General features: G+C 58.1%; 12 protein-coding genes. 5 read left to right on the top strand and 7 right to left on the bottom strand.

The window, feature by feature from the left end:
• Positions 1 to 21: 21 nt before the first annotated feature.
• The 3 genes from V9K67_RS11920 to V9K67_RS11910 are packed head-to-tail and all read right to left on the bottom strand — an operon-like array spanning position 22 to position 2,992.
• The gene (locus V9K67_RS11920; protein ID WP_336722689.1) at positions 22 to 555 is read right to left on the bottom strand and encodes a hypothetical protein; all 534 of its coding nucleotides are present in this window, start codon (positions 553 to 555) and stop codon (positions 22 to 24) included.
• A 10-nt stretch (positions 556 to 565) separates the two neighbouring features.
• Complete coding sequence (locus V9K67_RS11915) at positions 566 to 1,723, bottom strand: zinc-dependent alcohol dehydrogenase (RefSeq protein ID WP_336722687.1); 1,158 nt, start codon at positions 1,721 to 1,723, stop codon at positions 566 to 568.
• Positions 1,724 to 1,774: 51 nt separating this feature from the next.
• Positions 1,775 to 2,992 (bottom strand): amine oxidase, encoded by a 1,218-nt coding sequence (locus V9K67_RS11910; RefSeq protein WP_336722686.1) that lies wholly within the window; start codon positions 2,990 to 2,992, stop codon positions 1,775 to 1,777.
• Positions 2,993 to 3,187: 195 nt separating this feature from the next.
• Here V9K67_RS11910 and V9K67_RS11905 point away from each other — a divergent pair, with 195 nt between their 5' ends.
• The 3 genes from V9K67_RS11905 (at position 3,188) to V9K67_RS11895 (ending at position 7,393) form a co-directional block, all read left to right on the top strand.
• Complete coding sequence (locus V9K67_RS11905) at positions 3,188 to 4,684, top strand: ankyrin repeat domain-containing protein (protein ID WP_336722684.1); 1,497 nt, start codon at positions 3,188 to 3,190, stop codon at positions 4,682 to 4,684.
• Between the two features lie 6 nt (positions 4,685 to 4,690).
• Positions 4,691 to 5,176, top strand: a complete 486-nt coding sequence (locus V9K67_RS11900; RefSeq protein ID WP_336722682.1) for a DUF2271 domain-containing protein — start codon at positions 4,691 to 4,693, stop codon at positions 5,174 to 5,176.
• Between the two features lie 66 nt (positions 5,177 to 5,242).
• Positions 5,243 to 7,393 (top strand): PepSY domain-containing protein, encoded by a 2,151-nt coding sequence (locus tag V9K67_RS11895; RefSeq protein WP_336722680.1) that lies wholly within the window; start codon positions 5,243 to 5,245, stop codon positions 7,391 to 7,393.
• Positions 7,394 to 7,399: 6 nt separating this feature from the next.
• On the opposite strand, the gene V9K67_RS11890 is transcribed toward V9K67_RS11895, so the two are convergent.
• Positions 7,400 to 8,398: an FAD:protein FMN transferase gene (locus tag V9K67_RS11890; RefSeq protein WP_336722678.1), complete on the bottom strand. Its 999-nt coding sequence runs from the start codon at positions 8,396 to 8,398 to the stop codon at positions 7,400 to 7,402.
• 51 nt (positions 8,399 to 8,449) lie between these two features.
• Between V9K67_RS11890 and V9K67_RS11885 the strand changes: the two genes are divergently transcribed.
• Entirely contained in the window at positions 8,450 to 9,295 is an 846-nt protein-coding gene (locus V9K67_RS11885; RefSeq protein ID WP_336722675.1) for an alpha/beta hydrolase family protein, read from the top strand.
• A gap of 74 nt (positions 9,296 to 9,369) precedes the next feature.
• Here the strand turns inward: V9K67_RS11885 and V9K67_RS11880 are convergent, their stop codons facing one another.
• Entirely contained in the window at positions 9,370 to 10,680 is a 1,311-nt protein-coding gene (locus V9K67_RS11880) for an APC family permease (RefSeq protein ID WP_336722672.1), read from the bottom strand.
• 174 nt (positions 10,681 to 10,854) lie between these two features.
• On the bottom strand, positions 10,855 to 11,073 hold the full coding sequence (locus tag V9K67_RS11875) for a hypothetical protein (RefSeq protein WP_336722670.1): 219 nt from the start codon (positions 11,071 to 11,073) through the stop codon (positions 10,855 to 10,857).
• Positions 11,074 to 11,306: 233 nt separating this feature from the next.
• On the opposite strand from V9K67_RS11875, the gene V9K67_RS11870 reads away from it, so the two are divergent.
• Positions 11,307 to 12,173, top strand: a complete 867-nt coding sequence (locus V9K67_RS11870; protein ID WP_336722668.1) for a cyanophycinase — start codon at positions 11,307 to 11,309, stop codon at positions 12,171 to 12,173.
• A gap of 75 nt (positions 12,174 to 12,248) precedes the next feature.
• On the opposite strand, the gene V9K67_RS11865 is transcribed toward V9K67_RS11870, so the two are convergent.
• Positions 12,249 to 12,893 carry a response regulator gene (locus V9K67_RS11865; RefSeq protein ID WP_336722667.1) on the bottom strand — a complete coding sequence of 215 codons (645 nt, stop codon included), beginning with the start codon at positions 12,891 to 12,893 and terminating at the stop codon, positions 12,249 to 12,251.
• Between the last annotated feature and the right edge of the window lies 1 nt (position 12,894).

Below are 12,894 nucleotides of genomic sequence, written 5' to 3'. Positions count from 1 at the left end.
GCCGCCTTTCTTTTTTTATGCTTAAGCAAGCCGCCGCCGCCAGCCTTTCCGGCGGGCGGGCGGCGCCTTTTTTTTCTTCAGCAGGGATAGGGCCGCACAGGCGGCCACGGTAACGGCAGCGCCTACCAGCACCTTTTGCACAACGCCTTTGCGGTTGTACTTCCACTCCGCTGTCCAGCCCCGTTCGGCAATAATGTTGGGAATATAACCTTGCCGCAGGTCGTCGACGAGGGCTTCCACGGTTTGCACGCGGTCGGCCACCAGCAGGGGTAGCCAATGCGCGAGGCTGCCTTCGCTGTGCCGGAAGGCAAAGCGGCGGATGTGCCCGCTCAGGCCCGAAGGCGGAACGGAGGTGCCGAAGACCACCGTAATGTCGGGCCGCTCATTGGAGTGCAGCACTTCCACCGTCACCGGTTGCTGCGGCGGCCGCCGGTAGTCCAGGCGTTTGTGGTCGTCTCCCGTATAGTTCTTCATCGGGTAGGTGGGCTCGTTTTCCGGATCGGCATCGATGCCCCAACCCTTGATGTGCTTATATTTTTCCGGTGTATTTTCCATAAAGAAGTATTTAGGCCCGGGCGGCGGGCGGTATCAGGACGGTTTTGATGCAGTTGTCGCGCTTGGCGGAAAAGATGTGGTACCCTTCGGCCACTTCTTCCAGGGGCAGGCGGTGGGTGATGATGCCCTTGGGGTCGATGCGGCCGGCCTGCACGTGCTCGATCAGCCGGGGCAGCAGCCGCTTCACCGATGCCTGGTTGGCGCGGAGGGTCAGGCCTTTATTGACCACGTTGCCGATCGGCACCATATTGAAGGTGGGGCCGTACACGCCCACGATGGATACGATGCCGCCTTTTTTCACCGAGTTGATGGCCCACATCAGGGCGGTGGCGGAGCCGGCCTGCAGCAGGGTCTTGCGGCCGGTAATGGTTTGCAGGGCGCTGCCCGCGGCCTCGCAACCCACGGCGTCGATACACACGTCGGCCCCGAAGTAGCCGGTGGTTCGTTTCAGGAACAGCACGGGGTCGCCCAGCGAGCGGAAGTTATAGGCTTCGCACTGGGCGTAGTTGCGTACAAAATCCAGCCGGTACTCCAGGTGGTCGATCACGATCACGCGGCCGGCACCGAACAGCCAGGAACATTTGGCGGCCATGATGCCGACCGGGCCGGCGCCGAAGACCACCACGGTATCGCCCTTTTTGATGCCGCCCATCTCCGCTGCCTGGTAGCCGGTCGGCACCACGTCGGTCAGCAGCACGGCATCGTCGGGGTCCATGCCCGCCGGGATCACTACCGGTCCCACATCGGCATAGGGTACCCGCACATACTCGGCCTGCCCGCCATCGTAACCCCCGGCCGTATGCGAATAGCCGAAGATGGCGCCCACGGCCGTGGCCTCGGGGTTCGAGTCGTGGCAGTTGCCGAACAGTTGCTGTTTGCAGAACGGGCAGCTGCCGCAGGCGATATTGAAGGGAACGAGCACGTGGTCGCCCACCTTCAGGTTCTGCACGTTCGGCCCTACGGCTTCCACCACGCCGGTGAACTCGTGTCCGAAGGTGCTGCCCGCACGGGTATCCGGCACCAGCCCATGGTACAGGTGCAGGTCGGACCCGCAGATGCACGAACGGGTAACGCGTACGATGGCATCGCTGGGATGCAGGATCTCGGGATAAGGCTTGTTGCGGTCCAGACGCACACGGAAGGGGCCGCGGTAGTTCATAGCGAGCATAGGCATTTCATTTTAAGGTATACGACTGCTTGTCCATTCACTTTGACCTCTTTAAAAAACGTGCCATTGATCGTGCTGCTGCACCGCCGAAACGGCCAGTTGGGCTTGCCGCAGGGCGTCTGCATACGGGAGGTTCAGCAGGCGGCCCGGGGGCAGGTCTTCCAGGAGTTCCGCATCCCACAAACCGGAACTGTGCCAGTGGGAGAGGTTGTCCCAGTCGGGGCGGTCGATGATCGGGTAGAGGCAAACGCCCCAGAAGGGCACGTCCTGCTGCAGCAACAGGGTGCATTCCCTGGCAATGTAGCTGATCCATTCGGGGCGGTGTTCGCCCGGGTGGCTGGTTTCGGTCAACACTATCGGTTGCTGGTAGCGGTTATAGGCTTCCTGTGCCAGGGCACTGAAGGGGCGCCAGCGGGGGTCGTTGCCCTCATTGGCCCAGGGCAGCAATTGGCGGTAGCCCAGTTCCCATTGGTTGTTGAAGTAAAAGTTGACGCCCAGCATATCCATATGCTCCGGCGTTCCGCCCAGCTCGGGGCAGATGCGGCCGCACAGCATGTCGGTGGCCTGGTACTGGAGTTCGTGCTGGATGGCGGCGTCCACCACCTCCTGCTCCGTGGCCTCCAGGGGCGGAACGATCTGCACCAGGGGTTCGGTGGTCAGGATGCGCACGGAAGGGTCCGCCTCCTTCATGGCCGATACACCCTGGATATAGGCGCGCATCAGGTGGTATTTTACTTCCCACCCCATCCGGATGGCATAAGGCGCGGTGCCGGCCACGTCGCCGCCCAGCCACGAAAGAAAGCTCACCTCGTTGATGGGCGTTACGATCAGCTCCCGGTCGGGGTCAACCGAACGGTAAAACCGTACGAACTCCCGGCACAGCGCTACAAAACGCCGGGTGAAGTGGGGGTGCAGCGGCGAGAGGTCGTCGGGGTAGCCGAAATGACAGAGGTCCCATACCTGCTGGATGCCGCACTGCATGCCCGTACGGATCAACCGTTCCACGGTGCTCCAGTCGTAGGTATAGGGTTGTTTTTCCACGAAGCTCCAGCGAATGCCTTCGCGTACCGTACGAATGCCAAAGTCCTGGATCCGCCGGTAATCTTCTTCCAGCAGGTGCAGGTGGCCGGTGGCGGTGAGCAGGTCCACGCGGTTGCCGTGGGCATTGAGCTTGTCGGAACATTCGTATCCGCCCATCCAGAAGGATTGGAACGGGTTGTGGCGTTGGGGAACCGGCAGGTTGGTGCCGGGCAGTCCTGTAAATATCATAAGAAAAAAATATGTTTGAGGGTTGGCATGCTTTGGGTTGTTCCCCCACTATTATCATGCCTTAATAAAGTGGGGCGGGGACCGGAATTTCCTGTTGAGGTAAATACAATTTCCGAATTCGTAAGCCCGGGGCCTCAAAACTTTCTAATTTGGCGCCCTAAAACCGGCAACGGTCCTTTTATTTAAAACAGCAAAATGAAATATTTATTCATAGGCCTTTTGGCAGGCATGACCCTCGGGGCCCAGGCGCAGCGGGAGCCCCAGGCCCGGCAAAGCAGCAACAGCTTATTGAACGCCACCTTCTGGCAGGCAAAGCCGGGCGCCGACCTGGTAAAAGCGGAAGTGGCCAAAGGGCAGAATCCTGCCGAAATGAACGCCATGTCGTTCGACCCGGTGGTGCTGGCCATCAACAACGATGCGCCCAATGAGTCGGTGATTTATCTGCTGGAGCAAAAAGGCAACGGGGTGAACAAGCCCACGCACGACGGAAGGACCTACCTGTTCTGGGCCGCCGGCAAAGGCAACGTGGAACTGATGCAATACCTGCTTTCCAAAGGCGCCAGGGTGGATGTGGAAGACAGCCACGGCATGACGGTGGTGACCTATGCCGCCGCCGCCGGCCAGCAAAATACCGCCGTGTACGACCTGTGCGTGAAAAACGGCGTCAACCTCAAAAACACCCTCAACCACGACGGCGCCAATGCGCTGCTGCTGGCCGTGGGCGCCGACAACGACTTAAAGCTGACCGCCTACTTCCAGTCGAAAGGGCTGGACCTGAAAAGCAGGGACGCCGCCGGCAGCACGGCCTTCGACTACGCGGCCCGGGGGGGCAACATCGGCGTCATGAAAGCGTTGCGCGCCAAAGGCGTGGCGCCTACCGACAATGCCCTGCTGCTGGCCGCCCAGGGCTCGCGCCGCGGCGGCAATCCCCTGGAGGTGTTCCAATACCTGGAAAGCATCGGCATCAAGCCGACCGTTGTGGGTAAAGACGGGCAGAATGCCCTGCATGCCATCGTCCGCCGTCCCGACCAGATGCAAATCATCCGGTACTTCCTGGACAAAGGCGTTAACGTGAACCAGGTGAACGAGGACGGCAATACGGTATTCATGAACGCGGCGGCCTTCAACCGCGATACGGCTACCATAGCCTTGCTGCTGCCGCTGGCAAAGAACCTGGACCAGGCCAACAAAAGCGGCGCTACCGCACTGGCGCTGGCCGTACGCGGCAACGCCCCGGAAGTGGTGAACTACCTGCTGAAAAAAGGTGCCAACGTACAGGCCACCGATGCCAAAGGCAACAACCTGGTGTACTACCTGTTCGAGAGCTATACGCCCCGGACCGCAAAAGATTTTGAGCCCAAGTTGCAGCTGCTCCAGGCCAGGGGCGTGAATTTTGCGGCACCGCAGAAAGACGGCAACACCGTGTACCACCTGGCGGTAGCCAAGAACGACCTGGCCCTGCTGAAGCGCGTGCAGGCGTTCGGAGCGGATGTAAATGCCAAAAACGCCGAAGGGCTGACCGCCCTGCACAAAGCCGCCATGGTGTCGAAAGACGGCAGCCTGCTGCAGTTCCTGCTTTCCGCCGGCGCTCAAAAAGATGTAAAAACCAGTTTCAACGAAACGGCTTTCGACCTCGCCAGCGAGAACGAGTTCCTGGCAAAGGAAAAAGTGTCCGTAGACTTTTTAAAATAATACGCTATGATGTCCTTTATCCGGTTCGGGCTGCTGCTGGTGCTGTTTGCCCTGGCCGCACCCGCCACCACCCGGGCGCAGAACGCCAAATACAAATGCATGATCCAGATGACCAACTATATGGGCGAGGGCGCCTATATGGTGGTGTCGCTGATCAACAAAGACAATACCTACGCCAAAACCCTGTACGTGCTGGGATCCGACAAGAAATGGTATCCCGACCTGAAGGAGTGGCACAAGTCCTTTAAGAAAAAGCCCGCCAACATCAGCGCCATCACGGGGGCTTCCGTTTCCGGCGGCGACCGCAGCGTGGTGACGCTGGAGCTGGAAACGGCAAAGATCAATGCCGGCTACAAGCTGCGCTTCGAGAGTGCCGTGGAGGACAAGCCGTACCACGTGAAAGACCTGGAAATCCCCCTGACCACCGAAAGCCTTTCGGCCAAGAGCGAGGGAACGGGGTACATCCGCTACGTGCGCTTCAGTGCCCATTAATCCAACCGAAGAACAACAGCAAACGTTATAATGATCTTATCCGTTTGGAGATACAGCCATTTAGTATTGGCTGTATCTTCTTTTTTGCTCCTGACCCTGGCGTCGCTTTCCGGCATCGTGCTGGCCTTTGAACCCATAGCGGAAAAGGCCAAAGGCTATAAGGCGGAGGGGTTTGATACCATCATGCTGGCCCGGGCCGTTCCGGCGCTGAAAGAAAAGTACCCGGGCCTCCAGGAACTGTCGGTAAACGATTATGGCTTTGTAACGATCAAGTATGCCGATAAGGACGGCAACGACCAAAAGTCCTATGTGCATCCCCTGACCGGCGCCCTCCTGGGCCAGCCGGGCGAAAAGCTCCCCCTCTTTCAATGGATGACCACCCTGCACCGTTCGCTCTTCCTGCACGAGACGGGGCGGTGGATGATGGGCATTACCGCCTTCCTGCTGCTACTTATTGCCCTGTCGGGCATCCTGCTGGTGGTGCAGCGGCAAAAGGGGATCAGGCGTTTTTTTGCTCCCGTGGAACCTACGGGCTTTGCAGCCTATTACCATGTAGTGTTTGGCCGGGTGTCGCTGTTCTTTATCCTGGCCATTGCCCTGAGCGGCGCCTACCTGTCCTTTTCCCGCTTTGTGCTCCTGCCCCAAAAAGGAAAAGCCAAAGTGGACGTGGAAGCGATCCGCGAAGAGCCCGCCCGGGAGATCCCCGATTTTCCGCTGTTCCGGCAAACGCCGCTCTCCCGGGTACAAACCCTGGAATTTCCTTTTTCCGAATTCCCCGAAGACTATTTCACCCTGAAGCTGAAAGACCGCGAGGTAGCCGTGAACCAGTTTACCGGCGAGGTGCTGGCGCAGCAGCCGTACCCGCAGGCCTATCGCCTGTCGGAGTTCAGCCTGCGGTGGCATACCGGCCGCTCCGGCACGGTCTGGGCCCTGGTGCTGGCCGTTACGGCAGCCTATATTTTATTCTTCATCTACTCCGGCTTTGCCATTACTTTAAAAAGACGCAGCGGCCGCTCAAAAAATAAATACAAGCCTGCCGACTGCCGCATCATTATCCTGGTGGGGTCGGAGAACGGCAGCACCTTCCGGTTTGCCAGCGCCGTTTACCGGCAGTTGCTGAAGCATGGCGAAAAGGTATACCTCACCGACATGGACAACTATGCCGCCTTTCCGCGGGCGGAGCACCTGGTGGTCATGGCCAGCACTTACGGCCTGGGCGATCCGCCTTCCAATGCCCAAAAGTTTGCGTCCCGGCTGAAGAAGTACCCCCAGGTGCAGCCGGTGCGTTTTTCGGTTGTGGGCTTCGGCTCGCGCAGCTATCCCCGGTTCTGCCAGTTTGCGCTGGATGCGGAGGCGCTGCTGCAGCAGCAGGCGTGGGCGGTGCCGGTGACGGGGATGTTTACCGTAAATGACAGGTCGCCCCAGGATTTCAGCGACTGGCTGTCCGCCTGGATCGGGCAGACCGGCCTGAAGCTGATGATGCCCCGCGAGCTGCTGTTGCCCAACCAGGAAGGGCTGGAGCAACTATCCGTGGTGCACCGATCGGACGCCCGGGAGGACGGCGCCTTTTTCATCCGCCTGAAACCCAAACGCAATAAGGCTGTTTCCGGCGACCTGCTGGCTATTTATCCCAAAAACGACCACCGCGAACGCCTGTATTCCATCGGCAAGGTAGCCGGGGAGGTGCAGCTCAGTGTCAAGCTGCACCCGCACGGCCTGGGCTCCGGTTTCCTTCACTCCCTGAAGGAAGGCGAGACCATAAAAGGCCGTATCATCAAGAACCAGCATTTTCATTTTCCCCGTAAAGCAAAGCAGGTGGTCCTGGTGTCCAATGGTACCGGCATCGCCCCCTTCCTGGGCATGATCGCCGAAAACCGCGGGAAGCTCCCCCTTCATTTGTATTGCGGTTTCCGCACCCATGCCTCCTTCCACCTGTATGAAGAAGCCTTGTTGGAGAACAAGGCTTCAGGCCGGCTGAAAGCGCTCCAGGTGGCTTATTCCCGCGAAGGCGCCAAGCAATATGTTTTCGACCTGCTGGAAAAAGACGGGGATCTTATCGGCAAAATACTTTCGGAAGGCGGCGTGGTCATGATCTGCGGTTCGCTGGCCATGCAGGAAGACGTGCTGAAGGTGCTGGATGGGGTTTGCCGCTCCATTGGAAAGGGAGGCGTGGAAGCCTTGCGGGCCTCCGGGCAGATCCTCACCGACTGTTATTAAAAACCCTCAGCGTTTTACCCGGTATTTTTTCAGGGGGATGCCGGCGGAGTGGTAAAATTTGCCTTCGTCCGACACCATGATGCAGCGGTAGCGGGGGTATTTTTTCAGCAGGCGGAAGCCGGCTTCCCGGCCCATGACCATGATGGAGGTGCTGAAGGCGTTGGCCATTTCGGTGCTGGGGCCGAAGACCGTCACACTCATCAGCCCTGTGGCCGGGTAGCCGGTGGCGGGGTTAATGATATGCGCATAGCGTTTGCCGTTAAACTCCACGTATTTCTCATAGCTGCCCGAGGTCACCACGGCACTGGTTTTCAGCGGCACCACAGCATACAGCTCGCCGGGCCGGAAGGGGTCGGTGATGCCGATGGTCCAGCGCTTGCCGTTGGGCTGCCTTCCCCAGGTGCTCATGTCGCCGGAGCCGTTGACGATGCCCGCCTGGATACCTTTTGCGCGCATCATTTCGCGGCATTTATCGGCCGCATAGCCTTCGCCCAGCGCGCCAAAGCCGATCTTCATTCCTTTCAGCTTCAGAAAGATGGTGCCCTGTACCGTATCCACGATAATATTTTTATACCCTACTTTTTCAACGGCTTTTTTCACCGCTTCGGGAGTGGGCATTTCGGTCATGGAGCCGTCGAAGCGCCAGATGCGGTCCATGGCGGCAAAGCTGATGTCGAAGGCGCCCCCCGTGAGCTCCGAAATGCGGAGGGCCCGCAGGGTCAGCTCCCATACTTCGCGGTCCACCTTTACCGGTGCGATGCCGGCATTCTGGTTGACCCGCGATACCTGCGATTGAGGGATCCAGTCGGAGATCAGGTTTTCGATCCGCGCCACTTCGGCGATCACCGAATCGATCGCGTGTTCCGCCGAGGCCGAATCCCGGGCCACGATGGTGATATCGAAACGGCTGCCCATCAGCTTTTGCATGCGGGTACGGGCTACCTGCGCCCTGCCCAACAGGTTGGTGAGCAGCAAGGTGACGATCAACGCGTATTTCAGGTGCATGGTTCAAAGATAGGTTGCCCGGTATAAACCCATCGCGCGTTATATTGTGTCATGAAATATCCCTTCCTGTTGCCCGGGGCAGAAGGCAAACCCATCGCCCTGGATCTTTTTTATGAAGGAAATGAACCGCAACCGCTGGTCATCTATGCCCACGGATTCAACGGCTTTAAGGATTGGGGCAGCTTCGACCGGATTGCGGCGCAGTTTGCCGCCGCCGGCTTTGCCTTTATCAAGTTCAACTTCTCGCACAACGGCACTACCCCGGAGCAGCCCGAAGAATTTGTCGATCCCGAAGCCTTCGGCCACAATACCTACACCAAAGAGCTGTACGACCTGCAGGCCGTGATCGACTGGGCGCTGGACCCCTCCAATGGGCATGCGGCCGCCATCGACGGCAACCGCCTGTTCCTGATCGGGCACAGCCGGGGCGGCGGCATTGTGCTGCTCAAAGGGGCGGAGGAGCCCCGTATAAAAGGCATTGCCACCTGGGCTTCGGTGGCCCGCTGCCAAACGCCCTGGGGCAGCTGGCCGCCCGAAAAGCTCGAAGCCTGGAAGGCGGCGGGCGTGCAATACATCACCAACAGCCGTACAAAGCAGCAGTTGCCCGTTTATTACAGCCTGTACCTCGATTACCAGCAAAACCGGGAGCGGCTCGATATCCCGGCACAGGTAGCCCGCCTGCGCCAGCCGCTGCTGATCTGCCATGGTACCCGCGATGAAGCAGTGCCGGTGGAAAGAGCCCACGAACTGAAGGCTGCCCAACCAGCCGCCGAACTCTTCCTGGTCGACTCCGACCACGTCTTCGGCCGCAAACACCCCTGGACGGAAGACCAGCTGCCCCAGGCGACGCAGCAGGTTGTAGATCGGACGATCGCGTTTTTTAAGAAGATATTCTAAGAAGAAGTTCCTGAGTTCCTGAGTTAAGAAGGCATGCATTCGGAGTTACGCCAACTCAGGAACTCAGGAACTCCTCATTTGGAAACCCTCCCCTTCAAAAAATAAACCCCCAACCCCGCCAGCGCTAACACGCAGCCCCACAGGGCGAATTTTCCGGTGGAGAAAAAGACAAACAGCCAGACGATCACCGATACCACTACCGGCAGAGGATAGAGCCACATTTTGAACGGCAGGTGGGCGGTGCCCCGGGTTTTGCGCAACTGCACCACGCCGGCGGCCTGGGCGATGAATTGTACCAGGATGCGCATGGCCAGGATGGCGCTGATCACGTCCTTTAATTTGAACAGCAGCGAAAACAGCAGCCCGATGCCGGCAAGGAACAGCAGCGAAATATGGGGAAAGGCCTTGGTCGGGTGGAGGCGGGCGAATATCCTGAAAAAGTTGCCGTCCACCGCGGCCGCATAGGGCACCCGGGAGTAGCCCAGTAACACGGCGAACAGCGAGGCGAAGGCGATCCACAGCACCAGGCCCGTGGCGAAGCGGGCCGCCGCCTGCCCGTAGATCCGTTCAATGAAGATGCTGACAATAAAATCGTATTGCTGCGCCTCCTGCCAGGGAACGACCCCCGCAATGCTGATGTTCATGCCCAGGTACAACACGGCAATGCAGATCACCGAAATAAAGATGCTCCGGGGAATGTTCTTGCCCGGGTTTTTGATCTCGCCCCCCAGGTGGCAGACATTATAGTAGCCCAGGTAGCTGTAGATGGTTTTGACGCTGCCCTGGCCCAGGGCGAACCAGAAGGCTTTTTGGAAAAAGTCGCCGCTGTCGGCAGGCATGGGCGTGTAGGACACCTGGCGGTGGGTGATGCCGCCCCAGATGATCCAGCCAATGGTCACCAGTACGCCGATCCACAGCAGCACCGATATCTTCCCGACCGTTTCAATTTTCCGGTACAGCAGGAAGGTAAGCAGCAGGATAACGCCTGCCGATACCGCCTTGGCTTCGTAGGGGCCCAGGGGTACCAGGTAGGAAAAATACTGGGCAAAGCCGATGGCGCCGGAAGCCACCACCAGGGGCGCCTGGATGGAGGTCTGCCATACGTACAAAAAGCTCATGACCCGGCCGCGGCGGGGGCCATACGCCTCGTTCAGGAAGTTGTAGCTGCCCCCGGCCAGGGGGTAGGCGGCGCCCAGCTCGCTCCAGATCATGCTGTCGACCAGGGCCACGAAGGCGCCGAAGATCCAGGCCCATAAGAACAGCCCGTTATCAAAATACCTGATGACCAAAGGGATCACCACAAAGGGGCCTATGCCCACCATATCGATCATATTCAGCGCAGTAGCCTGCAGCAGGTTGATTTTTCTGTTGGTAAGTTGCTTCATTAAACAGGGTTGAAAAACTGCGAAACAGGCAAGCAGGGTTGTTCGCAAATGTTTTTCAAAGATATGACGGAGGGGGACAAACGAAGCAAGTACCGTCACCGGCAAAGGATTTTACCGGTGTTGAGTTTTTTGAGCGCTGGCCGGTGCGAAGGGGGCAGGTTATGGGAAATCGCCTTATTCGTCCAGGATAAAGTTGCCGCTGCCTTCCGGCTCTTCCCGGTAGGTAAATTCCAGGCGCTCGATCGGATCCTGTGGCACCCCTGAAACGGCCAAAGACGGGTTCACAATATGCTTAAAGGACGAATAAACCGACAGGTCGGCATCTATTTCCAACGCGCTGCCATCCAGGGGACCACCCTGGAACCGGGCTATTTTCTTTTCGTTTACTGCCATAATGAAACTATTTGTTTTGTTGCTCTTTGAAGTTTGGTGCAAAATCCATGAAAGAAGAAGGGAGCAGGGAGAAAAGTTATGCAGCAGGAGTCTTCCTTTTCCGAGAGGAAAAGGCAACGGGAGGGGTGTGGAAAAGTCTGGCCTGCAGAGGTTTAGCCCTGCACCGGGGCCGGAGCATACTAGCGTGCTTTTTGTATAAATACCCCTAATAGGTTGGTTTAAAACAGAAGCACATGACAAAGAATAAGGGTAATAGCTGCCCGGTTCCCCAGGGGATCCTCATGATCATCGGGGGAAAGGAGAACAAAGGGCAGGAGCCGGAGGAGAAGGCGGACAGCAAGGATTTTGAACGTATGGAAATACTGAAGGCATTTATCGGGCTGATGAAGAAAAACAAGCCGGTACTGGAAGTGATCACCAGCGCCTCGGGCGAGGGGACGGAAGCGTTTCGGGAATACCGCAAGTTGTTTGAAGAGCTGGGCGTCCCGCAGATCGGGCATATCCATCACGGCAGCCGCAAAGAGGTAGGGGATCCCGAGCTGGTAGAGCGCATAGAGAAGGCCGACGGGATCTTCTTTACCGGCGGCGACCAGCTATTGCTCACCGGCCTGTACGGCGGCTCGGAGTTTCTTTCCCGGCTGAAGCAGCGCTATATTTCCCATCCCATCGTTATCGGCGGTACCAGCGCCGGCGCCATGGCGCTTTCCACCCCCATGATCTATGCCGGTACGGGAGCGGATGAAAAGCTGGGCGGTGAGATCCATATTACCACCGGCCTCGAGTTCGTGAAAGACGTTTGCATCGACACCCACTTCGTGAACCGGGGCCGCTTTGTGCGGATGGCCCAGGTAATTGTCACCAATCCCACCTGTATCGGCCTCGGCATAGAGGAAGACACGGCCCTGGTGGTGCGTCATGGCCTGGAGGGCGAAGTGATCGGATCGGGGATCATTATCGTGATCGAAGGGTTTCATATCGGCGATTCCAACCTGGCGGACTTTGCCGCCCATAAGCCGGTATCCATCCACAACCTGAAGGTGCACCTGATCGTCAAAGGCGAGAAATACAAGATCCCGCAGCTGAACCCACCGCATATTTAATAGGCAATAAGCAATGGGCAATGGGCAATGGGCAACAGTCATTGCATATTGTCTATTGCTTATTGCTTATTGCTCCTAAAACTCGAAAGTAGCGGTGCTGATAAAATTGACCAGGGCGGCGGTATTTTTAAGCTTCAGCTTTTTGAGGATGTTGTTGCGGTGGGCTTCCACGGTTTTCACGCTTACGAACAGCTCGCCGGCAATCTCCTTCGAGGAAAAGCCCTGTTTGAGGTAGCGCACCACCTCCATTTCGCGGCTGGTAAGCAGGTTAATATCGGGTTGCCCATCCTTTTCGACACCGCTCAGCTGTTCGCTCAGGATATCCTTCACCTCCTTGCAGACATATTTTTTATTGTTGCTCACCTCCAGGATGGCTTCCACCATTTCCTCGTGCGAGGAATTTTTGGTGACATAGCCGGTGGCGCCCATCTGGAACATCTTTTTGGCGTAGCCGGGCTGCGAAAAGCTCGACAGGCCTATGACGCGGGAGGAGGGCGACTTCTTCAGCACCTGGGGGGTGGCCTCGATGCCCGAGAGCGGCGCCATGTTGATGTCCAGCAGCACGATCCGGGGCTGCAACTGGCCCGACAGCGCCACGGCTTCCTCTCCGTTGCCGCATTCGGCAATGACCCGGAACCGTTTATCGGTATTCAGAATAAGTTTCCAGGTTTCACGGATCAGCTTGTGATCGTCAGCGATCAAGATGGTAATCGGTTCCATG

The organism is Huijunlia imazamoxiresistens (assembly GCF_037132455.1).
Taxonomy (GTDB): Bacteria; Bacteroidota; Bacteroidia; order Chitinophagales; family Chitinophagaceae; genus Flavisolibacter; species Flavisolibacter imazamoxiresistens.
Note: the sequence above shows the minus strand (reverse complement) of the source record. Positions and strands in the feature narration are given on the sequence as shown.

Bases quoted from the DNA above. Each gene is read 5' to 3' on its own strand.
- V9K67_RS11920 (WP_336722689.1), bottom strand. From the start codon at position 555: ATGGAAAATACACCGGAAAAATATAAGCACATCAAGGGTTGGGGCATC.
- V9K67_RS11915 (WP_336722687.1), bottom strand. From the start codon at position 1,723: ATGCTCGCTATGAACTACCGCGGCCCCTTCCGTGTGCGTCTGGACCGC.
- V9K67_RS11910 (WP_336722686.1), bottom strand. From the start codon at position 2,992: ATGATATTTACAGGACTGCCCGGCACCAACCTGCCGGTTCCCCAACGC.
- V9K67_RS11905 (WP_336722684.1), top strand. From the start codon at position 3,188: ATGAAATATTTATTCATAGGCCTTTTGGCAGGCATGACCCTCGGGGCC.
- V9K67_RS11900 (WP_336722682.1), top strand. From the start codon at position 4,691: ATGATGTCCTTTATCCGGTTCGGGCTGCTGCTGGTGCTGTTTGCCCTG.
- V9K67_RS11890 (WP_336722678.1), bottom strand. From the start codon at position 8,398: ATGCACCTGAAATACGCGTTGATCGTCACCTTGCTGCTCACCAACCTG.
- V9K67_RS11885 (WP_336722675.1), top strand. From the start codon at position 8,450: ATGAAATATCCCTTCCTGTTGCCCGGGGCAGAAGGCAAACCCATCGCC.
- V9K67_RS11880 (WP_336722672.1), bottom strand. From the start codon at position 10,680: ATGAAGCAACTTACCAACAGAAAAATCAACCTGCTGCAGGCTACTGCG.
- V9K67_RS11875 (WP_336722670.1), bottom strand. From the start codon at position 11,073: ATGGCAGTAAACGAAAAGAAAATAGCCCGGTTCCAGGGTGGTCCCCTG.
- V9K67_RS11870 (WP_336722668.1), top strand. From the start codon at position 11,307: ATGACAAAGAATAAGGGTAATAGCTGCCCGGTTCCCCAGGGGATCCTC.
- V9K67_RS11865 (WP_336722667.1), bottom strand. From the start codon at position 12,893: ATGGAACCGATTACCATCTTGATCGCTGACGATCACAAGCTGATCCGT.